The organism is Flavobacterium sp. SORGH_AS_0622, assembly GCF_030818825.1.
In the GTDB taxonomy this organism is placed as follows: domain Bacteria; phylum Bacteroidota; class Bacteroidia; order Flavobacteriales; family Flavobacteriaceae; genus Flavobacterium.
This window is the reverse complement of sequence record NZ_JAUTAX010000001.1, coordinates 5,217,809-5,243,061: the sequence shown is the minus strand read 5'-3', so window position 1 is coordinate 5,243,061 and position 25,253 is coordinate 5,217,809. Positions and strand designations below refer to the sequence as shown.

19 protein-coding genes and 1 tRNA gene are annotated in these 25,253 nt (G+C 36.1%); 10 read left to right on the top strand and 10 right to left on the bottom strand.

Features of this window, described 5'->3' with window-relative positions; translation table 11 throughout:
• Positions 1-2,234: tail fiber domain-containing protein (locus QE431_RS22490; protein ID WP_307300476.1), on the top strand; the 2,234-nt coding region annotated here is incomplete at its 5' end.
• Positions 2,235-2,744: 510 nt separating this feature from the next.
• Here QE431_RS22490 and QE431_RS22485 read toward each other — a convergent pair.
• Positions 2,745-3,356, bottom strand: coding sequence for a 50S ribosomal protein L25/general stress protein Ctc (locus tag QE431_RS22485; protein WP_057115570.1), 612 nt, complete (start codon positions 3,354-3,356; stop codon positions 2,745-2,747).
• A 121-nt stretch (positions 3,357-3,477) separates the two neighbouring features.
• Entirely contained in the window at positions 3,478-4,419 is a 942-nt protein-coding gene (locus tag QE431_RS22480) for a ribose-phosphate pyrophosphokinase (RefSeq protein ID WP_057115983.1), read from the bottom strand.
• A 288-nt stretch (positions 4,420-4,707) separates the two neighbouring features.
• Between QE431_RS22480 and QE431_RS22475 the strand changes: the two genes are divergently transcribed.
• Positions 4,708-4,787, top strand: a tRNA-Leu gene (locus QE431_RS22475).
• Positions 4,788-4,935: 148 nt separating this feature from the next.
• Here the strand turns inward: QE431_RS22475 and QE431_RS22470 are convergent.
• From QE431_RS22470 to QE431_RS22445, 6 genes are all read right to left on the bottom strand, one after another.
• A complete protein-coding gene (locus QE431_RS22470) occupies positions 4,936-5,397 on the bottom strand; it encodes an OsmC family protein (protein ID WP_307300473.1) in 462 nt (153 codons plus the stop codon).
• A 218-nt stretch (positions 5,398-5,615) separates the two neighbouring features.
• A complete protein-coding gene (locus QE431_RS22465; protein WP_307300470.1) occupies positions 5,616-6,800 on the bottom strand; it encodes an aldose epimerase family protein in 1,185 nt (394 codons plus the stop codon).
• Positions 6,801-7,079: 279 nt separating this feature from the next.
• Positions 7,080-8,588, bottom strand: a complete 1,509-nt coding sequence (gene araA / locus QE431_RS22460) for an L-arabinose isomerase (protein ID WP_057115567.1) — start codon at positions 8,586-8,588, stop codon at positions 7,080-7,082.
• A gap of 168 nt (positions 8,589-8,756) precedes the next feature.
• Positions 8,757-9,458, bottom strand: a complete 702-nt coding sequence (locus QE431_RS22455; RefSeq protein WP_307300466.1) for an L-ribulose-5-phosphate 4-epimerase — start codon at positions 9,456-9,458, stop codon at positions 8,757-8,759.
• Complete coding sequence (locus tag QE431_RS22450) at positions 9,442-11,133, bottom strand: ribulokinase (protein ID WP_307300464.1); 1,692 nt, start codon at positions 11,131-11,133, stop codon at positions 9,442-9,444. Before QE431_RS22450 ends, QE431_RS22455 begins: the two co-directional genes overlap by 17 nt.
• Positions 11,134-11,364: 231 nt before the next feature.
• Complete coding sequence (locus QE431_RS22445; RefSeq protein WP_307300461.1) at positions 11,365-12,909, bottom strand: alpha-N-arabinofuranosidase; 1,545 nt, start codon at positions 12,907-12,909, stop codon at positions 11,365-11,367.
• A gap of 550 nt (positions 12,910-13,459) precedes the next feature.
• Here QE431_RS22445 and QE431_RS22440 point away from each other — a divergent pair.
• Positions 13,460-14,149: an NUDIX domain-containing protein gene (locus tag QE431_RS22440; protein ID WP_057115563.1), complete on the top strand. Its 690-nt coding sequence runs from the start codon at positions 13,460-13,462 to the stop codon at positions 14,147-14,149.
• Positions 14,150-14,160: 11 nt separating this feature from the next.
• Here the strand turns inward: QE431_RS22440 and QE431_RS22435 are convergent, their stop codons facing one another.
• Positions 14,161-15,159: a GntR family transcriptional regulator gene (locus QE431_RS22435; protein WP_307300458.1), complete on the bottom strand. Its 999-nt coding sequence runs from the start codon at positions 15,157-15,159 to the stop codon at positions 14,161-14,163.
• Between the two features lie 101 nt (positions 15,160-15,260).
• Here QE431_RS22435 and QE431_RS22430 point away from each other — a divergent pair, with 101 nt between their 5' ends.
• The 5 genes from QE431_RS22430 to QE431_RS22410 all read left to right on the top strand — a co-directional run bounded on the left by QE431_RS22430 (position 15,261) and on the right by QE431_RS22410 (position 21,513).
• Entirely contained in the window at positions 15,261-16,313 is a 1,053-nt protein-coding gene (locus tag QE431_RS22430) for an aldose epimerase family protein (protein ID WP_307300455.1), read from the top strand.
• Positions 16,314-16,348: 35 nt separating this feature from the next.
• On the top strand, positions 16,349-17,509 hold the full coding sequence (galK, locus tag QE431_RS22425; protein ID WP_307300453.1) for a galactokinase: 1,161 nt from the start codon (positions 16,349-16,351) through the stop codon (positions 17,507-17,509).
• A 17-nt stretch (positions 17,510-17,526) separates the two neighbouring features.
• Positions 17,527-18,585, top strand: a complete 1,059-nt coding sequence (locus tag QE431_RS22420; protein WP_307300450.1) for a UDP-glucose--hexose-1-phosphate uridylyltransferase — start codon at positions 17,527-17,529, stop codon at positions 18,583-18,585.
• Between the two features lie 254 nt (positions 18,586-18,839).
• Positions 18,840-20,525 (top strand): sodium/sugar symporter, encoded by a 1,686-nt coding sequence (locus tag QE431_RS22415; RefSeq protein WP_057115558.1) that lies wholly within the window; start codon positions 18,840-18,842, stop codon positions 20,523-20,525.
• Between the two features lie 208 nt (positions 20,526-20,733).
• Positions 20,734-21,513, top strand: a complete 780-nt coding sequence (locus QE431_RS22410; RefSeq protein WP_307300446.1) for an SDR family oxidoreductase — start codon at positions 20,734-20,736, stop codon at positions 21,511-21,513.
• 139 nt (positions 21,514-21,652) lie between these two features.
• Here the strand turns inward: QE431_RS22410 and QE431_RS22405 are convergent, their stop codons facing one another.
• Positions 21,653-22,543, bottom strand: a complete 891-nt coding sequence (locus QE431_RS22405) for an AraC family transcriptional regulator (protein WP_307300443.1) — start codon at positions 22,541-22,543, stop codon at positions 21,653-21,655.
• Positions 22,544-22,716: 173 nt separating this feature from the next.
• Between QE431_RS22405 and QE431_RS22400 the strand changes: the two genes are divergently transcribed.
• Entirely contained in the window at positions 22,717-24,369 is a 1,653-nt protein-coding gene (locus QE431_RS22400) for a UxaA family hydrolase (RefSeq protein WP_307300441.1), read from the top strand.
• Between the two features lie 37 nt (positions 24,370-24,406).
• Positions 24,407-25,171: an SDR family NAD(P)-dependent oxidoreductase gene (locus QE431_RS22395; protein WP_134138871.1), complete on the top strand. Its 765-nt coding sequence runs from the start codon at positions 24,407-24,409 to the stop codon at positions 25,169-25,171.
• Positions 25,172-25,253 lie beyond the last annotated feature (82 nt).

Sequence of the window (25,253 nt, the reverse complement as noted above, 5' to 3'; positions counted from 1 at the left end):
CGACTGGAGCAACGGGTGCAACTGGAGCAACGGGTGCAACTGGAGCAGATGGTGCGACTGGAGCAACTGGAGCAGATGGAGCAACTGGAGCAGATGGAGCAACTGGTGCGACTGGAGCAACGGGTGCGACTGGTGCAACTGGTGCGACGGGAGCGACTGGTGCAACTGGAGCAGATGGTGCAACTGGAGCGACTGGTGCGACTGGAGCAGATGGTGCAACTGGAGCGACTGGTGCGACTGGAGCAACTGGTGCGACTGGAGCGACTGGTGCGACTGGAGCAACTGGAGCGACTGGTGCGACTGGAGCAACTGGAGCGACTGGTGCGACTGGAGCAACTGGAGCGACTGGTGCGACTGGTGCGACTGGAGCAACTGGAGCGACTGGTGCGACTGGAGCAGATGGTGCAACTGGAGCGACTGGTGCGACTGGAGCAACTGGAGCGACTGGTGCGACTGGTGCGACTGGAGCAACTGGAGCGACTGGTGCGACTGGAGCGACTGGTGCGACTGGAGCAACTGGAGCGACTGGTGCGACTGGTGCGACTGGAGCAACTGGTGCGACTGGAGCAACTGGAGCGACTGGAGCAACTGGAGCGACTGGAGCAACTGGAGCGACTGGAGCAACTGGAGCGACTGGTGCGACTGGTGCGACTGGAGCAACTGGTGCGACTGGTGCAACTGGAGCGACTGGTGCGACTGGTGCGACTGGAGCAACTGGAGCGACTGGAGCGACTGGTGCGACTGGTGCGACTGGTGCGACTGGTGCGACTGGAGCAACTGGTGCGACTGGAGCAACTGGAGCGACTGGTGCGACTGGTGCGACTGGAGCAACTGGTGCGACTGGAGCAACTGGAGCGACTGGTGCGACTGGTGCGACTGGAGCAACTGGAGCGACTGGTGCGACTGGAGCGACTGGAGCGACTGGTGCGACTGGTGCGACTGGTGCGACTGGAGCGACTGGTGCGACTGGTGCGACTGGTGCGACTGGAGCGACTGGAGCAACTGGTGCGACTGGTGCGACTGGAGCAACTGGTGCGACTGGTGCGACTGGAGCAACTGGTGCGACTGGTGCGACTGGTGCGACTGGAGCGACTGGACTTTCAGTTCCACAAACAATAACTAAAGGAAGTTTGTTAGCAGGAAGCTCTGTAGTTACAGTAACAGGAAGCGGTAAAGTATTAGATGCAGATATTACTGTTGATGTTGTAAAGAAAGATCTTACTACTACAACACCTACAGTTCTTAAAATTACAAATGGCGTAGGTGCAACACTTACTAATGCGGAAATCAATATGATACCTGGTGCTTTCAATACAACTTTAAATACTGATAAAACAGGGAATATTGTTTGGGCACCTATTCAAAATTGGTTATTAGATGGCAACAGCAATGGCGCTATTAAAACACTTGGTACAAATGACAACATTGATTTACCTTTTGTAACTAATAATACTGAAAGAATGAGAATAGCAGGAGGTAGTGGCTATATTGGTATAGGCACGCCTTCACCAGTTGCAGGTATACATATGGTACAAGATGCTCCTGATATTAGCAATAGAAGTATTTTTAGAATATCAACTTATACATCATCTCCAACATCATATTCACCTACTATAATTTTTGACAGACAGCGTGGTTCTGCCGCATCTCCTGCTCCTTTAATAACTGGAGACGCCTTAGGATCAATAAGTATGAGAGGAAATACGAGCAGTAGCGTATTAACTGTTTTATCAACAATTGCAAGTTATTATAAAGGTTCTACAGCAACACCTAAATTGAGTGATTTAAAATTTGGAACATCGGATGTAGCCGATCAAATGACAATAGATGAAAACGGGAATGTTTATCCTAGAATGGGTGGTACACAAAATTTAGGTACAGCTACAAATAGATGGGCAGCTGTTTTCGCAGTTAACGGTACAATTCAAACGTCAGATATTCGTTTGAAGAAAAATATTACACCTCTTAAATATGGCTTAGCTGATATTCTGAAAATTGATCCTATTTCATACAACTGGAAAGAAGACAATACCGGAAAAGTAAAAATTGGAGTATCTGCACAGCAAGTTCAAACTATTTTACCTGAAGTTGTAAATGTCGCTGATGACGCTAATAAAACACTTGGAGTTAACTATGCTGAAATGGTTCCAGTTTTAATTAATGCTATAAAAGAGCAACAAACTCAAATCGAAGAGTTAAAAGCTTTGGTAAAACAATTAGCTGATAAAAAATAACAAAGATTAGATTCTTAAATAAGAATAAAACTAAAAATCCGATTACGTAATGTAATCGGATTTTTTTATACTTTGTTTCCTTATATTTTTAAATGGTAATTAAACCGTACTATATCTTATTGACAGTCTTATTATGTTGCTTTTCTTGGTAACAAACTTTTCATATTAAATCTTAACGATTCAATATCTGATAAAAACGATCAGTTCTTACTAGCCCTGACAGAAGCGACATCCTTTTTCTGGCTTCTTTAGCCAGGAAAAGATATAGCGAATGGCAGGTTTGTTAGATCTTAAAATAAATAAAAGTTTCTGCTTCTAAGAAATAATTAGATTGCTAGTGGAATATAGGAACTAGATAATTGCTTTTAAAGCCTTCGACTCCGCTCAGCCTGACATCAATAAACAAACGCAAACAGACAAACTTAGCCCCTCAGAACCTAAGCCTCTCAGAACCTCAAAAAAAAAGCACCAACCTTTCGATTGATGCTTTTTGTATTGATTTGAAAAAAATTATTTTTTCTTTCCTTTTGCAGGAGCTTTTGCAGCTTTTGCAGCTTCTTGAGCAGCTTTCATAGCAGCACGAGAGATTCTTACTTGAGCAACAACTGTGTTGTCTGGGTGCATAATTTTGTATTCTGGAGCACCAACTTTAGTAACGTATAATTTGTTACCCATTTCAAGTGGAGTGATGTCAGCTTCAACAAAATCAGGAAGATTTTTAGGTAAAGCTTTAACTTTTAATTTACGAGTGTTTAAACGTAAAACACCACCCGCAAGAACACCTTTAGATGTACCAACGATTTTTACAGGAACTTCCATTGTGATTTCTTTATCATCAAATAATTGGAAGAAGTCAATGTGTAAAATTCTGTCAGATACTGGGTGAACTTGGATATCTTGCAAAATTGCATTGAATGATTTTCCTTTTCCAAGCTCAATCACAACTGTGTGTGCATTTGGAGTGTAAACCAAGTTTTTGAACGCTGCAGCGTCTGCTGAGAAGTGTACTGCTTGATTTCCTCCGTATAACACGCAAGGAACCGCTCCAGCATTACGTAAGGCTTTAGTTGACACTTTGCCCACGCTTTCTCTTTCTGATCCTTTAATTGTAATCGATTTCATTGTAAAAAAATATAGTTATTAAATAAATATTCTATTTTGCTGTAAGCTTTAAGCAATAAGCTTTAGGCTTTTTCAAAATGTGTAACATTGCTTACAGCCAAAGGCTTAAAGCTTACTGCTTTTACATAATGAATTTTCCACTGATGGAATTATTGTGATGAACCATTTGCATAACTTCAGCAAATAAAGGCGCACAGCTTACCACTTTTATTTTGTTGGATTCTTTCTTTAACGGAATAGAATCTGTTACGATTAACTCGGTTAATTTTGAGTTTTCGATTTTCTCATACGCACCGCCAGATAAAATAGCGTGTGTACAAATTGCTCTTACACTTAGTGCTCCTTTTTCGATCATAAGGTCGGCAGCTTTTGCTAAAGTACCACCTGTATCGATCATATCGTCTACCAAGATTACGTTACGTCCTTTTACTTCACCAATCAGCTCCATAGTGTCGATAACGTTGGCTGCTTTTCTTTGTTTGTAACAGATTACAACATCTGATTCTAAAAACTTAGAGTAAGCATATGCTCTTTTTGAACCTCCCATATCTGGAGATGCAATTGTTAGATTTTCTAATTTTAAACTTTCTACGTATGGTAAAAAGATTGTAGATGCAAATAAATGATCTACTGGTTTTTCAAAAAATCCTTGAATTTGGTCTGCGTGCAGATCCATTGTCATGATTCTTGTTGCTCCTGCAGCTGTTAGTAAGTTTGCTACTAATTTAGCTCCAATTGGAACCCTTGGTTTGTCTTTTCTATCCTGTCTTGCCCAACCAAAATAAGGCATTACAGCTGTAATATGTCTTGCAGATGCACGTTTTGCGGCATCAATCATTAACAACAATTCCATCAGATTATCTGCACTTGGAAAAGTCGAACATACGATGAATACTCGTAAACCTCTAATTGACTCTTCGTAAGATGGCTGAAATTCTCCATCACTATACGTTGACATCGTTACTTTTCCTAACGGAATTCCGTACTCTTTTGCAATTTTTTCTGCAAGATAAACACTTTGTGAACAAGCAAAAATTTTAGCTTCTGGTTCTAGGTGCGACATTATAATTTGTTGTTTTTGCTCCGCTGCGCTTGTATTATTTGGCCTTCCTATTTTTGGTAAAGCAAAATGCATATAAATGCCTCGGGTGTAGTTAGTTGTGTGTGCTTCGTTTTAACGAGCTGCAAATTTAGAAAATTTATTGGACACTGAAAGGAAAAATTTAAGTATTTTTAGTAGTTGATTTAATTTTATTTTTTACATTTGCACCGTGTTAAAGGAATGACGCCATTTATGACTTCATTCTATTGCGTTAAATAAGTCATTTATGGTTTATTTTTCGTCTGCTAAGCCCGGATGGCGGAATTGGTAGACGCGCTGGTCTCAAACACCTGTGGGAAACCGTGCCGGTTCGACTCCGGCTCCGGGTACAAAAACCTCTTCTTAACGGAAGAGGTTTTTTTGGTTTTATGCTATACCTGATTTAACCGCAAAGAGCGCAAGGAAAAATGCGCAAAGGTTCGCAAAGATTTAATAAAACTTTGCGAACCTTTGCGTAAAACCCAGCGTTCTTTGCGTTTAAACTACTTCACAGCTCGCCTCATGCAGAACAGGAAAGTTGCAGGAATTAGCAATAAAGCACAATTGATTTGCTTTTTTATGAAGTTCTAATGCCAACTCTATTTTGTCTGAATTAGCAATAATAATTTTTGGTTTTAATTTTACCTCAACAAAACACCCGCTTCCATCGGGATTTACTTCGAGTGCTGCTTCGGCATTATCTGAATATTCGAGAACTTCTATTCCGTTCTGAGAACAGACATATAAATACGACATCATATGGCACGAGACCAAACTACTCAATAATAAATCTTCTGGATTGTACAATTCTGGATCGCCTTTGAATGCTTTTGCTGCCGAGACATTTAAGATTGGCTTTCCTTCAATTTTTATTTGATGGTTTTTAGTAAATCTTGAAACTGGTTCTTTTTGATTTTTGTTTGAAGTCCAATTTAGTGCTGCTTTGAATAGATGTTTCATTTTACTTTGTTTTCTCTTGCTAAGTTAAGATTTATAAGTTGTGATTATTTAATCTCGCAAAGTCGCAGAGTTTTTTATGGAAATTTCTCTTTCGTCGAAATTGTGAGATTCGTGCTAATCCATGTAATTCGTGGCGGAGCTTTCAATCATAAAAAAACCTCGAAAGCATCACTTTCGAGGTTTTCTAGAGAATTGAACTAATTAACAAATTCTAAAAATTATTTTTTTACTGAAAACTTAAAAGTTGTTTTCGTTTTATAATTTTCTCCCGGGTTTAAAACCGTTGTTGGGAAATTTTTCTGGTTTGGAGAATCTGGATAATGTTCTGTTTCTAGACATAATCCAGTTCTGTGTGCAAAAGTTCCTCCGTTTGGCATTGGTAAAGTTCCGTCAAGGAAATTCCCTGAGTAAAACTGAATTCCAGGTTCGTCTGTTGTCATTTCCAAAACTCTTCCGCTTGGCGCGTGATATACTTTTGCAATGATTGTTTTTCCTTTTTCAGGATTGTTCAAAACCCAACAGTGATCGTAACCTTTTCCTCTTTCTAATTGTTCGTTTTTCGCTTCGATGTCTTTTCCAATTAATTTTGGTTTTCTGAAATCGAAAGGCGTATTGGCAACATCTTCTAGTTTTCCTGTCGGAATTAACGTTGCATCAACCGGAACTAATTTATCTGCATTCAAAGTCAATTCATGATCTAAGATTGTTTTGGTAAAATCTCCAGACAAATTGAAATAAGAATGCTGCGTTAAATTTATAACTGTTTTCTTATCAGTAGTTGCTTCGTAAAGAACATCTAACTGATTATCATTTGTCAATGTATACGTTACAAAAACTTTTAAATTCCCAGGGTAACCTTCTTCCATATCTTTACTTAAGTATGATAATTTCAAAGAAGCTGTGTTTCCTGATTTCACCTCATCGGCTTTCCAAACAACATTAAAATATCCTTGCGGTCCACCGTGCAAAGCATTTGGTGCGTTATTGATTGCTAATGAATATTCTTTTCCGTCTAAAGTGAATTTTCCTTTAGCAATTCGGTTTCCATATCTTCCGATTAAAGCTCCAAAAAACGGATTTTCTTTTTCATATTGTGCCAAAGAATTAAATCCAATTACAACATTTTCAGAAACGCCGTCTTTATTAGGCACTTTTAAATCTGTAATTCTACCGCCAAAAGTGATGATGTCTACTTCCATCCCATTTTGGTTTTTCAATTTATAACTATCTACTTTTTCTCCTTTAGCAGTTGTACCATAAGAAGATTTTTCAATCGTAACTGTAGCTTTTTCATCAGAAGAAACTGTTGTAGTATCCATTTTTTTATCGCTTTTACATTGAACTGAAACTGCAGCCAGACTTAACAGGCTTAAACCGAAAACGCAACGTTTTAATACATTCATATTTGATAATTTTGTGGTTATTGTGAAATGTTAGATGTTAAAGATAATCCGTTAGACGTAATAAAAAATGCTAGATTTTGACGCGGATGAGACAGATTCGTTTCACGAAGACGCGGATTTACACAGATTTTTTAATATTTAAATCCGTTTTTATCTGCGATTTTGCATTAGCAAATCCGTTTTATCAGCGTTTTATTTTCACAAAGTGATTTATTACCCAGCAAGCTAAAAGTAACAAAAACTTAGAACCTTAGCAACTTAGCATCTTAGTATCTCAGACTACAATCCATGCTGAAACAAATGATAGTATGCCTCGTTTGCATTAATTTTATCTTTAAAGTCTCTTACCGTTGTTTTTTCATCAATTACCAATAATTCGATTCCGGCAATGTCTGCGAAATCTTCCATGTATTCTGTTGTTAATGACTGGCTGTAAACTGTATGATGCGCACCGCCAGCTAAAATCCACGCTGTTGCAGCGATATCCAGATTTGGTTTACAATCCCATAAAACTCTTGCAACTGGTAATTTAGGCAATTCTGCCATTGGTTTAATTGCTTCTACTTCATTTACAATTAAACGGAAACGAGTTCCCATGTCTACAAGCGAAACGTTGATTGCATCTCCAGCAGGCGAATTAAACACCAAACGAGCTGGATCTTCTTTTCCGCCAATTCCTAACGGATGCACTTCGCAAGAAGGTTTTCCATCTGCAATTGAAGGACAGATTTCCAACATGTGAGAACCTAAAACATACGATTTTTGAGGTGTGAAGTGGTAGGTGTAATCTTCCATGAAAGAAGTTCCGCCTTCTAAACCAATATTCATTACTTTTAAAGCTCTTACCATTGCAGCTGTTTTCCAGTCGCCTTCTCCACCAAAACCATAACCATCGGCCATCAATCTTTGCGTTGCGATTCCTGGTAATTGTTTCCAAGCTCCAAGGTTTTCAAATGTATCTGTAAAAGCACCAAAACCTCCTTCTTCAAGGAAAGCTCTTAATCCTAATTCGATTTTTGCTGCTTCAACAAGTGAACTTCTTTGCGCTCCGCCTTCTTTTAAAGAATCGGTTAAAGTATACGATTGTTCGTAAACAGCTAATAAATCATTTAGTTCTTTTTCTGTTACTTTTTCAATATGTTTGGTAACATCTGAAGAATCGTATCCGTTTACCGAAACTCCAAAACGAATTTGAGCTTCAACTTTATCACCTTCTGTTACGGCAACTTCGCGCATATTATCTCCAATACGAGCTACTTTTAAGTTTTGAAGTTCATCCCATCCAAGAACCACTCTCGACCAGATTCCTAATTTTTTCTGAACTCTTTCGTCTTCCCAATGTCCTACAACCACTTTACGTTTTTTACGCATTCTCGACATGATGAAACCAAATTCACGATCCCCGTGTGCCGATTGGTTCAAGTTCATGAAATCCATATCGATAGATCCCCACGGAATTTCGGCATTGTATTGTGTATGCAAATGACATAATGGTTTTTTCAAAATACTCAAACCGCCAATCCACATTTTTGCTGGAGAAAAAGTGTGCATCCAGGCAATAATTCCGATACAGTTTTTAGCCGAATTCGCAGCCAAACATACATCTAAAATCTGCGATGGAGATTTTACCACATCTTTGTAAACCACTTTTACTGGAATTGAAGATGAAGCGTCTAATCCTTTTGCAATTATCTGAGAATGTTCTGCTACTTTTCTAAGTGTTTCTTCACCGTATAATTCTTGGCTTCCTACTACAAACCATACTTCTTTTTGAGAAATGTCTATCATTTTGTTATTTTGTTTCAAGTTTTCTTTGTTTCAGGTTTCAGGTTCTGAAATGCGGAAAATCTTATTGTTATGTTATTATTTTTGTTTTGTCTCTTTCATTTTTCACGTTCCAAGTTTCACGTTCCAACAACTTGAAACAAAAAAACCTGAAACCTGAAACAAACTTTATCATTGTCCGTAATACGAATCTTTTCCGTGTTTGCGGTTGTAATGTTTCTTTATTAATGAATCTTTTAATCTTGGTGCGTTTGGGTTGATTTGTAATGTCAGGTACGCCATTTCGGCAACTACTTCCAGAACTTTACTGTTGTAAACGGCTTTTGCTGCATTTTTTCCCCATGCGAATGGACCGTGATTTCCAATTAAAATCATTTCTACTTCTTCATAAGAAAGATTTTTTTCTTTGAAACAATCCAAAATCTGAATTCCGGTATTGTGTTCGTAGTTTCCTTCAATTAAGTGATCTGCCATTGGCGGTGCGCACGGAATATCGGCTGTTAAATGATCGGCATGTGTGGTTCCGAAAATCGGAATATCTTGCTGCGATTGTGCCCATGCTACAGAATAGGTTGCGTGCGTATGTGCAACGCCTCCAATATTTGGCCAGTTTTTATATAAATATGCGTGCGTTTTGGTGTCTGATGACGGACGCATTGTTCCTTCAATAATGTTATTATCAAAGTCGACAATTACAATATCTTCCGGTTTTAAATCTTCGTAAGGAACGCCGCTTGGTTTAATGGCAAAAACACCATTTTCTCTGTCGACAGCGCTTACGTTTCCGAATGTGTAGACCACCAAATTCAATGCATTTAATTGCATATTGGCTTCATAACATTCCTGTTTTAAATCTTTATAAAGAGAACTCATTTTGAGAAATTTTAATGTTTGGATCTGCAAAAGCGCTTAATTGTTCATACGCTAAAAGCAGTTTATGATACGCTTCTACTTTATCTGTTTGAGGGAAATATTCTCCGTCAAAATCACTTCCTATTTTCTGACTTGCTTCAATTACGTTTGGATAAATTCCTGCTGCAACCGCTGCGTAGATTGCTGCCCCTAAAGCTGGTGTCTGGTCTGAAGCTGCGACCTTAATTGGCTTGTTTAAAACATTGGCCAAAGTCTGCATGATAAAAGGCGATTTACGAGCAACACCACCGATTCCGATTACGCTGTCGATTTTTACACCTTCTTCTTCAAAGCGGTCCACAATTTTCTTTGCTCCAAAACAAATGGCATTTACCAAAGCTTTAAAAATATGTGGTGCTTTTGTTCCTAAAGATAGATTTGAAATGGCGCTTTTTAATTCCTGATTCGCATCCGGAGTTCTTCTTCCATTAATCCAATCCAAAGCAATTGGAAGGCTTTCTGAAACTGGAATTTTCTCTGCTTCTTTCGTTAATTCAACAATTAATTTATCGCTGAATTCTTCTCTTAATTTTTCTTTTTGTTCTTCATTTAAAAGAGAAGACGAACCTAATAAATGTTCTGTCGGCCACATTAATAATTCTTTGTACCAAGCCAATAAATCGCCAAAAGCAGATTGTCCTGCTTCTAGACCAATAAAGCCTGGAATTACAGAACCATCAACTTGTCCGCAAATTCCGCGAACGGTTTTTGTTCCCACTTCATCATAAGAACCAACCAGAATATCGCAGGTTGAAGTTCCCATAACACGAACTAAAGTATTTTCTCCAATTTTAGCTCCAACTGCTCCAGAATGTGCGTCGAAAGTTCCAACAGCTACCACTGTATCTGTAGAAAGTCCTAAACGATCTGCCCATTCTTTACTTAAATTTCCGGCAACTAAATCTGATGTATAGGTTTCATCATATAAATTACCGCGAAGCTGTGCTAAATACGGATGTAATTTTTCTAAGAATTCAACTGGAGGAAGTCCGTTCCAGTCTTCGTGCCACATTGCTTTATGTCCTGCGGCGCAACGGCTTCTTTTAAATGTTTTTAAATCTTTATTTTCAATTAACAAATACGTCATTAAATCGCAGTGTTCCATCCAAGTGTATGCGGCATTACGAACTGCTTCGTCTTGTCTTGCAATGTGAAGGATTTTTGCCCAAAACCATTCTGATGAATAAATTCCTCCAACGTATTTGGTAACGTCTTCTCCACCCCAGCTTACTGCCAGTTCGTTAATTTCGTTTGCTTCATTTATAGAAGTGTGATCTTTCCACAACACCATCATCGCATTTGGGTTTTCTTCAAAACCTTTTGTTAATGCTAATGGAGTTCCATCTTTTGTAACTGGAACCGGAGAAGATCCCGTTGTATCGATACAAATTCCGCGAACCAACTTGGGATCTACCTTGCTGTCTTTTACAACATTCTGAATTGTAATTTCTAATCCTTCGATATGATCCAAAGGATGCTGGCGAAATTGATTGATGGAAGCATCACAATATTGCTTGTTTTTCCATCTTTTGTAATGAGAAACATTCGATGCCAGTTCCTGTCCATTCTCAGTGTCAATTAGCACCGCGCGAACAGAATCTGTTCCGTAGTCCAATCCTATTACATAATTTTTCATTCGTATTTTATTTTTAAAATATTGACAAATATAGAGATAAATACTTTATAAGTGTACAAAAAACACTTAATTGAAATTGCATAATTAATTTTTGCTATAAATGCATTAAAACAGCATTTTAGCCTTTAATCAAAAAATAAATGTTAACAATACATTTATAATATTGTGATTATTTCACTTCTAAAATAAAAACCTTCACTTTTAAGAAGATATTTTTGCATTTATTAAAGATTATTTTCCTTCTAAAACTAATACTGAGAAAGGCGGAATTGTGATTTCAAGCTTTCCTTTTTTACTCTCAAAACCTTTAAAAGCAACCGGAATAATTTTATTCGGATTTTCGAAAGAATTATAATCCTGTAGTTTTGAAGCTGTAATTATAGTCCCTGTAAAATTTTTAACGCCAAGATCTTTTACATCAATTTCGATTTTATTCTTATTTACAGCATCAATATTTACCAGTGAAATATGAACTAATCCTTTTTGATCTTTTGAAACAGATGCAGATACAGCCGGAATTGATTCTCCATTAAAATTATATGTCGGGGATTTAAAATTTATCGGAAGTAATTTCGCATCTTGATGAACGCTGTACATTTTCATTACATGATAGGTTGGCGTTGTAATCATCTTGGCTTTGTCGGTTAAGATTACAGCTTGAAGCACATTAACGCACTGTGCCAAGTTGGCCATGCGAACTCTATCTGCATGATTATTGAAAATATTTAAAGTTGCTCCCGCCAAGACAGCATCTCGCATTGTATTCTGCTGATATAAAAACCCTGGATTTGTCCCTTTTTGAACTTCATACCAGCCTCCCCATTCATCGACTATCATCGCCACTTTTTTCTCTGGATCGTATTTGTCCATTATGGCAGCATGTTTGGTTACTAATTCTTCCATTTTTAAGGCAGACTGCATGGTCTGGAAATATTCTTTCTCTGTAAAATCAACATCTGCCCCTTTTTTACCCCAGTCAATTACTGCGTAATGATGAACACCGACTCCGCCCAGCATATTCAGCGGAATGTTTTTCATCAAAACCTCTGTCCAATTGTAGTCAGAACTATTAGATCCCGAAGCAATTCTTGTAATGCCTCCAGTATTGTTCCAATCTGATATAAAAGTGGCAAACTTGCGATATTCATTAGCATAATAATCTGCAGTCATATTGCCGCCACAACCCCAGGCCTCATTTCCAATTCCCCAGTATTTTACTTTCCAAGGTTCTGCTCTTCCGTTTTTCTTACGAAGATCACTCATTGGACTTTTTCCTCCAAAATTGGTATACTGAACCCAGTCTGCTAATTCCTGAACTGTGCCGCTTCCGACATTTCCAGATAAATACGGTTCTGCTCCCAATAATTCACACATATTTAAAAAATCATGTGTTCCAAAACTATTGTCTTCTGTTACGCCTCCCCACCATTGATTTACAATTGTCGGACGCTGTTCTTTTGGACCAATTCCATCTTTCCAATGATAAGTATCTGCAAAACAACCGCCAGGCCATCTTAAGTTTGGAATTTTTAAATCTTTTAATGCCTTTATAATATCATTTCGAACTCCGTTTGTATTGGGAATTTTTGAAGTATCTCCCACAAAAAATCCGCCATAGATACAGCGTCCTAAGTGCTCAGCAAAATGACCATAAATGTTTCTATTTATAATCGGTGCTGCTGCATCATTTTTAACTGAAATAATAACCGATTCTTTTTGAGCTGTAATTGTTTGAATAAAAAATATAGCAAACAAGATTAGTAGTGGTTTTTTCATAATCTGTTGTTGGTTTTGGTTTTCAGAAAATTGCGTGGCTGCAGAATTTCTAAAGATGTTGGTTTTTTAGTTTTATAAGTGTTCGTTTAACATTTGTAAATTTAAACAAAAATAAGTCTCATAAAAAAATAAAATTATCAGAACAACTGGTTGCAAAAAACATATTTCATAATTTTGCCTTGGAAACAAGCATTCTTAAAGGGATTGAACCAAAATATCTCTAAACAAATAAAAAGTTAAGAATCTGAAAAATTGACAAAAAAAAGCAAAAACCATTTGTTTTATAACAACAATCTCAATTTTTGAATTGTGAATATGAAATAATAATCCTAGTGTATATCTCTTTTAAAAATGTTTCTACCTTTGACTCGTTATTTTGATTTCAAATTGAGAAGATTAATAAGTAAAAAACAGCTTTACCTTAGCAATTAATATCGAATACACATAAATATTCTTATTCGCTGCTATTTAACATAAGTGTAAAATCAACATTAATAAATTATGAAAGGTTTTAAGAAGTTTATATATTTACGGTCCAAATTAATTACATATGCTAAATAGTTATAGTTCTGCCGATAAAGTTTTACTGGCGGTTGACTGCATCATTTTCGGATTCGATCATGAGGGTCTGAAAATACTTTTAATCAAGAGAGATTTCGAACCCGAGAAAGGAAAATGGTCTTTGATTGGAGGGTTTTTAAAACGTGACGAAGTTTTAGATGCAGCAGCTATCCGAATACTAAATACCTATACTGGTCTTAACGATATTTATATGGAGCAGTTGTATGCTTACAGCGAAATCGATCGTGACCCCGTAGAAAGAACTATTTCGGTTTCTTATTTTGCTTTGATTAATATTGAAAATCACAACGCAGAATTAATTAAAAATTATCACGCGGAATGGTTTCCAATTAATGATGCACCAAACTTAATTTTTGACCATAACGAAATGGTGCAAAATGCCATTAAGAGACTTCGTTACAAAACTTCTGTAAAGCCAATTGGTTTTGAATTACTTCCTGAGAAATTTACCATGCGCCAACTTTTAGAATTGTATGAAGCGATTTTGAGCAAAGAACTGGACAAAAGAAACTTCATCAGTAAAATTAATTCTCTAGAAATCTTAAATAAATTAGACGAAAAAGATATGCAGTCTTCTCGAAAAGGTTCTTATTTATACACCTTTAATAAAGAGAAATACGAAGAAAAATTACTCAACGATTTTGTTCTAAATTTATAATTGACACGTCGCTATAAAGAATTCCTTACTATAAGAGCAGATTTATTTTCGATCTGCTCTTTTGTTCCTTTCAAAACCATATCGGCCAGAATTTTTCCCATCAATTCAAAATTGGTTGAAATGGTTGTAATTCCGTTGGCAGCAATTTTCTTTAAAGCGGTTTCATTATAAGATATAATTCCAAAATCTTCGCCTAATTTTAGGTTCCGATTTATGGCATTTTCTATAACCAAAAGCAGATCTCGGTCATGAGGAATAATATATAAATCTCCTAAAGCAATAGATTGATTGCTGAAATCCGAAATAATTTCGTAATCATAATTGTATTCCTGACAGAAAGATTCAAAACCAAGTTTCATTCCCGGCGGCTCTCTAAAACCTGAAAAAATCAAAATCAGTTTTTTATATTTTTCCAATCTTTTTTTGGCTTTCAGTAATCCTTCAAAAATATCTTTTTGATGATTTTGATAAATAGCTGGAAACATTTTTAACTCTGGATTAGTCTGATCCAAAATAATTACATCGGTTACTGGTAGGGTTTTTATAGAATCGACGATATCGTTTAAGTTCGTCGGCATGATTATATATTTTGTGTAATTTCCGTTGCTGTCATTTATCAGTTTTTTGAAAACTTGAACATTAAAATGATGAAAGAAAATATCAACCTGAACATTTTTACCAATATTTTTTAGGAACGAATTATAAATATCTTCTTTAAAAATATTAAGCTCGTCAAAAAGAAGAAAAACCTTCTGAGTAATAGTGATTTCAACACTTTTCACATAATATCCTTTTCCTGGAATAGCGTAAATAATTCCTCTTTTTTTCAATTCGTCATACGCCAGAAGCACTGTGTCGCGCGATAAAGAAAAGCCTAAACAGACTTTATTGACCGATGGAAGACGATCTCCTTTTTTTAAATTGCCCTCTTCAATCGCTTTTTCTATTGAAAGAATAATCTGCTTATATTTTGGAAGCCCAATATTATTTTGAATTGAAATGATGTTCACAATAAAGTCATTTTGACTATTAATACTAAAAACTGGTAGGTACTGGTATGCAAAGATAGAGAATGTTTCTATTTTTGGATTTCATTTTTGGTAAAAATAATATGGAAATAAAACACATATCGCATTTAAAGGAGACTCATAATTGCAAATTGTTTGGTTTAATGCCCAATAAAGAAGAAATTTATTCTTTTGAATTGTGCAACAAAAATGGAATGAAAGTTCAGGTCATCAATTTTGGTGCAACAGTAACTTCCATCCAAATTCCTTTGAATGAAAAATCGATAGATGTTGTTTTAGGATTTGATAATCTAGAAGCTTACTTAGAATCTTATAATTTACCAAGCGCTCCTTATTTTGGAACTACTGTTGGCCGTTATGCCGGTCGTATTCATAATGGAGCTTTTAGCATAGATGATAAAAAATTTCAGCTTGACGGAAATAATAATGGCAATACGCTTCACGGCGGCAATATGGGATTTGGGAGAAAAGTCTGGAGCGTAACTAATGCTTCAACCGGCGAAAATCCTTCTATTACTTTTGGTCTTTTGAGTGAGCATTTAGATGAAAATTTTCCTGGTGAAATGACCGTTTATTTGACCTATACTTTAAATGAAGAAAACGAACTGCAATTAGAATACAAAGCTGTTTCTACAGAAGATACCGTTATCAATTTGACACATCATAGTTATTTTAACCTTGACGGACATGATGGAAATGTTTTAGAGCAACAAATGTTTATCAAATCGGATAAAATGCTGGAGACCAATCCAGATAATATCCCGACTGGAAATTATACCGATTTAACCAATCATGATTTTGATTTTAGAAATACTAAAAACTGCCCGTTTCCAATTGACAATTCTTTTGTGGTGAATTCTAAAACAGAAATCGTAGCACAGCTAATCAGCTTAAAAAACAAACTGAGAATGAATGTTTACACCGATCAGCCTAGTGTACATATATATGTAGGAGGAAATTGTTTTGGAAAATTAAAGGGAAAAGAAAATGTCGATTACAATGCGCAAAGCGGTATTTGTTTTGAAACTCAAAATTTTCCAGACGCACCCAATCATAGTCATTTCCCAAATGCTGTTTTGAAAAAAGGCGAAGAGTATACTCAAAAAACGCTTTACAAATTTGAAAATTTAAACTAACCAAATTCCAAAACCACCATTACACTCACTTTATAATGAATGATATTTTAATACAAAACACTGTTGCTTTTTTTGAGAAATCTTTTGGATCTTCTCCTCAAAAAACGGTACTTTCTCCAGGAAGAATTAATATTATTGGAGAACATATTGACTACAATGATGGTTATGTTTTACCAGCTGCAATTGACAAAGTAATTTGCTTTGCTTTTGAAAAAAACAACACTAAAACTTCTAAGGTAATTGCAGTCGATTTAAACGAAGAATTTGAAATTGACCTGACTGAAGAAGTAAAATTGAGCGATGTGGTTTGGACTAATTACATTCGAGGTGTAATTAAACAATTGCAGGATAACGGATTTTCTTTTGAAGGTTTCAATTGTGTTTTCAGCAGTAATATTCCGGTTGGCTCTGGACTATCTTCTTCTGCGGCTTTAGAATGCGGAATGATTTTCGGAATCAAATCGCTTTTCGATTTAAAAATTGAGAAAGTTGACATTTCATTATTAGGACAAAAAGCAGAACACTGGGTGGGTATTAACTGCGGTATTATGGATCAGTTTTCAAGTGTTCATGGTCTTGAAAATAAAGTGATAAAATTGGACTGCAACACTTTAGATTTCGAATATCACAATGCCGATTTTAAAGATTATTCATTGATTTTATTAGATTCTAATGTTAAACATTCGCTTTTTACATCAGAATACAATACCAGAAGAATCGAATGCGAAGAAGGTTTATCAATCATAAAAAGTCATTTTCCAGAAGTAAAAAGTTTTAGAGATGCTTCAGAAGCACAGGTTTTGAGTCTTAAGGATAAAATGACTGAAAAAGTTTTCAGCCGAGTTCATTTTGTGGTTAAAGAAATTAATCGTGTCATAAAAGCGTGCGAAGCTTTAGACAAGGGAAATATTGAACATCTGGGAGAATTACTTTTTGAAACTCATTATGGTTTATCACAGGAATATGAGGTAAGCTGCGAAGAGTTAGATTTCCTTGTAGATACTGCAAAAAATGACGAATCTATCATAGGTTCTAGACTTATGGGAGGCGGTTTTGGAGGTTGTACAATTAATTTAGTTAAAAAAGGTCAAGAAAATGAGGTAAAACATAAGTTTTCAAATCTTTATTTAGATAAATTTGGAATTGAATTAAAATTCTATGATGTAAAAATCTCAAACGGAACAACACTACTTTAATACCACAACACACTACAATGAAAAATTTTGACATTAACGAAGATCCTCACAGACGCTTCAATCCTCTAATCAACGAATGGGTCTTAGTTTCACCTCATCGTGCAAAACGCCCTTGGCAGGGACAAAATGAAACTATTTCTACGGAAGAACTTCCAAAATACGATCCCACTTGTTATTTATGTCCGGGAAATGTTCGTGCCAATGGAGAAACTAATCCAGTATACGAAAACAGTTTTGTTTTTGAAAATGATTTTGCTGCGATGAAGCAAGAGGAAATTATTTTTGAAGACGATATTAAACATACTTTCTTTAAAGTAAAACCTGAACAAGGAATTTCGAGAGTGGTTTGCTTTTCGCCAAGACACGATTTGACTCTCCCAGAAATGGAAATTGCAGATATTGAAAATATTATTAAAACCTGGCAGAAAGAATATACTGATTTAGGAAACATCAAGTATATTAACCACGTCCAGATTTTTGAAAATAAAGGAAGTGTAATGGGTTGCAGCAACCCGCATCCGCATGGGCAAATCTGGGCACAGTCTTCTTTACCAACTCAGGTTGAAAAAACGCATAACAGTTTAAAATCATATTACGATAAAAATAGAAGAACATTGTTGGAAGATTATGTTCAGGCCGAATTGAAAACTGGGGAGCGTATTGTAATTGAGAACGATCACTTTGTAGCGTTAGTGCCTTTTTGGGCTATTTGGCCATACGAAACTATGATTGTGAGCAAAAGAGCTGCCAACAAAATCACCGATTTTTCTGCTGAAGAAAGCAACGCTTTTGCTAAAATTTTAAAGCAATTAACAACGAAGTACGACAATTTATTTAATACTTCTTTCCCTTATTCTTCTGGAATTCATCAATCGCCAACAGATGGATTTGATCATCCGGAATGGCATTTTCACATGCATTTTTATCCGCCGTTGTTAAGATCGGCAACGGTAAAGAAATTTATGGTAGGATATGAAATGTTAGGCGAATCGCAGCGTGATATTACACCAGAAAAAAGTGCTGAAATTTTAAGAAAGCTTTCAGATGTGCATTATAAAAGTCTGGTAAAAGCCTAATGGTTTGCCGGTGCAATAAAGCTAAATACTAAAAATTTAACACAATTTCGATTGAATAAATGTAAAAAACACATTTGCCAGTAGCTGATTTCTAAATTTTTATTTTACATTTGGCTTCCGCTTTTATTTTCGTAAAAAAATAACAGAAATAAAACACATCTTGCATTTTTAACAAGATTACACAACATAAAAAACAATTTAAAACCAAACAAACAAATTTAACCCTATAATAATTATTTAAAATACTACTAACAATGAACCAAAACCTCGCTTTCGCAGATTATGCGGTTTTTATTATCTATTTTATCGTAGTCTCGGTCTACGGTTATACCGTTTATCGCAAACGTAAACAAGACGAACAAGATGCTAAAGCTTACTTTTTGGCTGAAGGAAATTTAACTTGGTGGGCAATTGGAGCTTCTTTAATTGCTTCTAACATTTCTGCTGAACAATTCATCGGAATGAGCGGTGAAGGTTTCTTTTTAGGAATCGCTGTTGCTGCTTACGAATGGCTTGCTGCCGTTGCACTTATTATTGTAGCTGTGTGGTTTATTCCTGTATATCTTAAAAACAAGATTTACACAATGCCGCAATTCTTAAAAACACGTTACAACGAATCTACTGCTTTGATTATGGCAGTTTTCTGGTTGTTTTTGTACGTTTTTGTAAACTTAACTTCTATTCTTTATTTGGGAGCTGTTGCTATTAACGGTCTTGCTGGTGGAGAATATCTTCATGCTATTATGATCGGTTTGGCTGTATTTGCTTTATTTATTTCTCTTGGAGGAATGAAAGTTGTGGCTTATACAGACGTTATTCAGGTTGCTGTATTAATTATTGGAGGTTTGGTAACTTCTTATATTGCATTAGTAACTGTTGGAGAAAAGCTAGGAATAAGCAGTAGTGCAATCGAAGGATTCAAAGTATTAATGACTGAGGCGCCTGAGCATTTCAAAATGATTATTCCAAAACCAACTGCAGCTTCTTCTCAATTAGAAATTGACAAATATTTGACTTTCCCAGGTTTGATGTCTTACCTTGCTGGTATCTGGATTATCAACTTAAACTATTGGGGTTGTAACCAATACATTACGCAAAGAGCACTTGGAGCAGATTTACAAACAGCTCGTACAGGAATCTTATTTGCTGGTATGTTAAAATTATTAATGCCGCTTATCGTAATGCTTCCTGGTATTGCTGCTTACGTTTTATACACAAACGGACATTTACCTCAATTAGTTGGAGGAAAAGACGGAGCTTATTCTGCTGTATTAACATTTCTTCCAACAGGATTAAAAGGTCTTTCTGTTGCAGCTTTAACGGCTGCGATCGTAGCTTCTTTGGCTGGAAAAGTAAACAGTATCTCTACAATTTATACATTAGATATTCATAAAAAATATATTCAAAAAGAAGCTGGAGAAAAGCAACAGGTAAACATTGGTAGAATTGCCGTTTTTGCTGCAATGCTTTTAGCCGTTCTATTTACTTGGAATGACGTTTTAGGAATCGGTGGTGTCGGCGGATTTACATACATCCAAAAGTACACTGGATTCATCAGCCCTGGAGTTTTTGCTATGTTCTTCCTTGGTATGTTCTGGAAAAGAACTACTGGTGCAGCAGCAATCGTGGGTGTAATTTTAGGATTCGCATTGTCAGTTTTATTCAACGAATACGCTCCTGCATTATTTGGAAACGATACACTTTTATACACAGCTTATCCTAACGGAAAAGGAGCTTTCGAAATTCCGTTCCACATTTGTATGGGATTATCATTCTTCTTTACTATGTTAGTGATGATCTTGATGAGTTTCGCTGGTCCAAAAGTAAACCCTAAAGCATTCGAAACAGAACCAGGAATGTTCAAAGTTAAACCGCAGACAACAGTCTTAATCGTAATTACATTATTGATTATTGTCGCGCTTTATGTTAAGTTCTGGTAATAAATTATCAGTTCTATTCTCTCTATTTTTACAGCTGTTGTTTGTCATGAACAACAGCTGTAAATTTTTAAAAAAAGTTCTAACACATAGAAATAAAAGCCACGAATTACACTAATTTCCACGAATTAATTTTCTAAATAAAAAATTCGAGGTAATTCGTGTAATTCGTGGCAAAAAAAATCGCAATAAATTATAATACATAAAAATCATGCAGTTATCATTAACCCAAAAAATCATTATCGTTACTGGAGGCGCAAAAGGAATCGGTTTAGGAATCGTTAAAGTTCTAGCCGAAGAAAATGCAATTCCATTTATCGTTGGACGTAACGAAAATGACAACATCAAAGCCGTAGAAGAACTAAAAGCCATTGGAAAAGAAGCGCATCAAGTTGCCACCGATTTGACAAAACCTGAAGACTGCAAAAAAGCCGTTGACGCCGTAATCGCAAAATTTGGCCGAATTGACGGATTGGTAAACAATGCTGGAGTTAATGACGGTGTAGGATTAGAGAACGGAAATTATGAAGATTTTGCTGCTTCTCTTCACAAAAATTTAGTGCATTACTATTTAATGGCACAGCATGCGCTTCCGTATTTGAAAGAATCAAAAGGAGCAATTGTAAACATTGGTTCTAAAACTGCCGAAACAGGTCAAGGCGGAACCTCAGCTTACGCTGCTTCAAACGGAGGAAGAAATGCTTTAACCAGAGAATGGGCGGTAGAATTACTCAAATACAGCATTCGTGTAAACGCGGTAATTGTAGCAGAATGTTACACACCGCTTTACGAAACGTGGATTAATACTTTTGAAAATAAAGAAGAAAAACTAGCCGCAATTACAAAAAATATTCCGCTAGAAAACAGAATGACAACAGCAGAAGAAATTGCTAATATGGTGGTTTTCTTATTGTCTGAAAAATCAAGTCATACTACTGGACAGATTATTTATGTTGATGGAGGTTATACCCATTTAGATCGATCTATTTAAAATATTTTTTTTGCCACGAATTACACGAATTAACTAGAATTTTTTATTTAGAAATTAATTCGTGGAAATTGGTGTAATTCGTGGCTATATTTTTTATTTCACGCAGATCTAGCAGATTGGGCAGATTTAAAAAATCCCTTTAATCTTTATAATCTGTGGCAAAACTCATCTTCGCATTATTTTTAAAATCAGATGGCGTTATTCCCTTAACTTTTTTGAAGAGTTTATTAAAATTTGAAGCTGTTTTATAACCGCATTCGTATGCAATTTCAGACATGCTTTTATCGGTTTCAAGCAGTAATTTACAGGCATTCGAGATTCTGATTTCGTGCAGATAATCCACAAAATTTTTCTTCGTTTTAACTCTGAACATTCTACAAAAAGAAGTCCTCGTCATATTCGCGACAGCGGCAATTTCTTCCAAGGAAATATTCTTTTTATAATTTTTATTGACGTATTGAAAAACTTCTGAAAGACGATCTACCTTTGAATCTTTCTGCATCAAAGAATAAATTTCATCATTGATATAAATCGTATCCTGACTTTCAGAAAGAATAGACAAAATCTCAAAAAGTCCGACAATTACCTCAAAGTCTTTTTTTGAAACTAACTTCTCCAATTTTTTAGCAATCTGCTTATTGGTTTTTCCGATAATCGAAATCCCTTTTCCAGCCTGAAAAAAGAGTTCGTTGATTTTTTGGGTTTCTTTTAATTCGTAAAAAGTCGGTCCGAAAATATCTTTATGAAAATATACGACAATCGAATTCGCTTTTAAGTCCTCAATTCCCTGATAATATTTTTCATCATTCAGCCAAACGTGCGGAATATCAGAACCTAAAAAAACCATATCACCGGGTTCAAATGGCATTACCGAATTTCCGATAATTCGCTTGCCATAACTCTCTTTTACATACACCAATTCTAATTCGGGATGCGAATGAAATGGCGCTTGAAAAAAAGGCTCAACACGATTTAATACCGAAACTTTTGTATTGAGATAAGACGCTATTTTGGTTTGTTCCAATTTCATTCTACAAAGATAATTAAAGATTATACACGGATAATATTAGACTAATAACAAACTGCTAAAAAAACTAATTTTATTTTTCGTTTACTGCCCAAATTTTAGTGAAATCAAAGTGCTTAACTTCTTCCCTAACTACAGCAAACGACAACACAAAAAAGAAAAAAAACAACAAGACAATGCTTGATACAACTAAAAAATTAGTGGTAAAACTGCATCCAGACGATAATGTTCTGGTAGCTTTAACCGACTTGCCAAAAGGAGAATCTATTCTTTTTGAAAACGAAACTTACGTTTTACAAGACCTCATCAAAGCCAAACATAAATTCTACATGCAGGACATGAAGCAGGGAGAAGAAGTAAACATGTACGGTGTTTTGGTGGGAAAAGTACAATGCGATGTGGCAAAAGGAAGTTTAATGACGACCGAAAACTTAAAACACGCCGCAGATCCTTACGCTTACAGAAACGCTTCTTACGAATGGAATGCCCCTGATGTTTCTAAATTTGAAAACAGAACTTTTAAAGGTTACAAAAGAAAAGACGGACGTGTGGGAACTGCCAATTACTGGCTTTTTGTTCCGACGGTTTTTTGCGAAAACAGAAATCTTGACGTTATCAAAGAAGCATTACACAAGCAATTGGGTTATGCTGTAACAGACAAATACAATCAATTTACGCACGAATTACTGGAAGGTTATTTGAACGGAAATGACATTAATGATATTAATATTGAATTAAATCCGACTCCGAAAAACAAACGTGTTTTTGAAAATGTGGACGGAATTAAATTCTTAAATCACCAAGGCGGCTGCGGTGGAACGCGTCAGGATGCTTCTACTTTGAGTGCTTTACTAGCTTCTTATGCCAATCATCCAAACGTTGGTGGAATCACGCTTTTGAGTTTAGGATGCCAGCATTTACAAGTTCAGGATTTTGTAAATGATGTAAAAAGACAAAACCCAGAATTTGACAAACCGTTATTTATTTTTGAACAGCAGCAGACAGAAAGCGAAGAAGTTTTGATTACCAATGCCATCAAAAAGACTTTTGAAGGTTTAATTGAAATCAACCAATATGAAAGAACTGATGCGCCTTTGAGCGATTTATGCATTGGTGTAAAATGCGGCGGAAGCGATGGTTTCAGCGGTGTTTCTGCAAATCCTGCTGTGGGTTATACTTCTGATTTAGTGGTAGCTTTAGGCGGAAAAATTCTTTTGGCTGAATTCCCAGAATTATGCGGCGCTGAACAGAATTTAATTGACAGATGTATTACGGAAGATAAAGCCAAAAAATTCATAGATTTAATGGAATCTTATGATGAACTGGCGCATAAAGTGGGTTCTGGTTTTCATATGAATCCGTCACCAGGAAACATCAAAGACGGATTAATTACAGATGCTATCAAAAGTGCTGGAGCGGCCAAAAAAGGCGGCACTTCTCCTGTTGTTGATGTTTTAGATTACACCGAATTGGTTACAAAGCCAGGATTAAGTTTGGTTTGTACACCAGGAAATGATGTGGAAGCAACAACTGGAAAAGCAGCTTCTGGAGCAACTTTAATTTTATTTACTACAGGGTTGGGAACTCCGACAGGAAACCCAGTTTGTCCTGTAATTAAAGTGGCAACAAACTCTGTTCTAGCAACCAGAATGAAAGATATTATCGATATTGACTGCGGACCAATCATTAGTGGTGAAAAATCTATTGAAGAAATGGGCGAGGAAATTTTAGAATACTGCATTAAAGCGGCAAGCGGCGAAATTATTCCGAAAGCAGTTCAATTAAACCAAGACGATTTTATTCCGTGGAAACGCGGCGTATCTTTGTAAAAGACTATTAAAAACAACTCATAAAAATTTATATCAAATGTTTTCATTACAAAATAAAAAAGCAATTATCACGGGCGGGGGAAGCGGAATCGGAAGAGCGATTTCGGTTTTATTTGCTAAACAAGGAGCTGAAGTTCACATTTTAGAATTGACTGAAGAAAGTGCAAAAGAAACCGTTGAAGAAATAAAATCAAACGGCGGAAATGTTTTCGCGCATGCCTGCGACGTTTCGAACCACGAACAAGTAAATTCAACTTTCCAAAAAATCGGAAATATCAATATTTTGGTAAACAACGCTGGAATTGCTCACGTTGGAAAAGTAGACACTACTTCAGAATCTGATTTTGACCGTATTATGAATGTAAACGTAAAAGGTGTTTACAACTGTCTTCATGCATCGATTCCTGCACTTAGAAGCTCTGGCGGAGGTGTAATTTTAAACTTGGCTTCTATTGCCTGCTGGGTTGGAATTCCAGATCGTTTTGCTTATTCTACTGCAAAAGGCGCGGTTATGGCGATGACTTTATCAGTAGCAAAAGATTATTTAAATGATAAAATCAGATGTAATTCTATTTCTCCTGCAAGGGTTCACACGCCTTTTGTAGACGGATTTATTGCTAAAAATTATCCTGGAAAAGAAGAAGAAATCTTCGAAAAATTATCTCAGTCACAACCAATCGGACGTATGGGGAAACCAGAAGAAATCGCAACTTTAGCATTATTCTTATGCAGCGACGAATCGTCTTTCATCACAGGTTCAGATTACCCAATTGATGGCGGATTCATCAAATTGAACAACTAAAATATTAAAAAAAACATAGCCACGAATTACACAAATTTTCACAAATTTTAATTCGAGAAAATTCGTGTAATTCGTGGCAAGA

Excerpts from the sequence above, each read along its gene's own strand:
- QE431_RS22445 (WP_307300461.1), bottom strand. The coding sequence starts at position 12,909 with ATGAAAAAACCACTACTAATCTTGTTTGCTATATTTTTTATTCAAACA.
- araA (WP_057115567.1), bottom strand. The coding sequence starts at position 8,588 with ATGATAGACATTTCTCAAAAAGAAGTATGGTTTGTAGTAGGAAGCCAA.
- QE431_RS22420 (WP_307300450.1), top strand. The coding sequence starts at position 17,527 with ATGAAAAATTTTGACATTAACGAAGATCCTCACAGACGCTTCAATCCT.
- QE431_RS22485 (WP_057115570.1), bottom strand. The coding sequence starts at position 3,356 with ATGAAATCGATTACAATTAAAGGATCAGAAAGAGAAAGCGTGGGCAAA.
- QE431_RS22400 (WP_307300441.1), top strand. The coding sequence starts at position 22,717 with ATGCTTGATACAACTAAAAAATTAGTGGTAAAACTGCATCCAGACGAT.
- QE431_RS22395 (WP_134138871.1), top strand. The coding sequence starts at position 24,407 with ATGTTTTCATTACAAAATAAAAAAGCAATTATCACGGGCGGGGGAAGC.
- QE431_RS22450 (WP_307300464.1), bottom strand. The coding sequence starts at position 11,133 with ATGAAAAATTATGTAATAGGATTGGACTACGGAACAGATTCTGTTCGC.
- QE431_RS22440 (WP_057115563.1), top strand. The coding sequence starts at position 13,460 with ATGCTAAATAGTTATAGTTCTGCCGATAAAGTTTTACTGGCGGTTGAC.
- galK (WP_307300453.1), top strand. The coding sequence starts at position 16,349 with ATGAATGATATTTTAATACAAAACACTGTTGCTTTTTTTGAGAAATCT.
- QE431_RS22465 (WP_307300470.1), bottom strand. The coding sequence starts at position 6,800 with ATGAATGTATTAAAACGTTGCGTTTTCGGTTTAAGCCTGTTAAGTCTG.
- QE431_RS22415 (WP_057115558.1), top strand. The coding sequence starts at position 18,840 with ATGAACCAAAACCTCGCTTTCGCAGATTATGCGGTTTTTATTATCTAT.
- QE431_RS22455 (WP_307300466.1), bottom strand. The coding sequence starts at position 9,458 with ATGAGTTCTCTTTATAAAGATTTAAAACAGGAATGTTATGAAGCCAAT.
- QE431_RS22405 (WP_307300443.1), bottom strand. The coding sequence starts at position 22,543 with ATGAAATTGGAACAAACCAAAATAGCGTCTTATCTCAATACAAAAGTT.
- QE431_RS22410 (WP_307300446.1), top strand. The coding sequence starts at position 20,734 with ATGCAGTTATCATTAACCCAAAAAATCATTATCGTTACTGGAGGCGCA.
- QE431_RS22470 (WP_307300473.1), bottom strand. The coding sequence starts at position 5,397 with ATGAAACATCTATTCAAAGCAGCACTAAATTGGACTTCAAACAAAAAT.
- QE431_RS22430 (WP_307300455.1), top strand. The coding sequence starts at position 15,261 with ATGGAAATAAAACACATATCGCATTTAAAGGAGACTCATAATTGCAAA.
- QE431_RS22480 (WP_057115983.1), bottom strand. The coding sequence starts at position 4,419 with ATGTCGCACCTAGAACCAGAAGCTAAAATTTTTGCTTGTTCACAAAGT.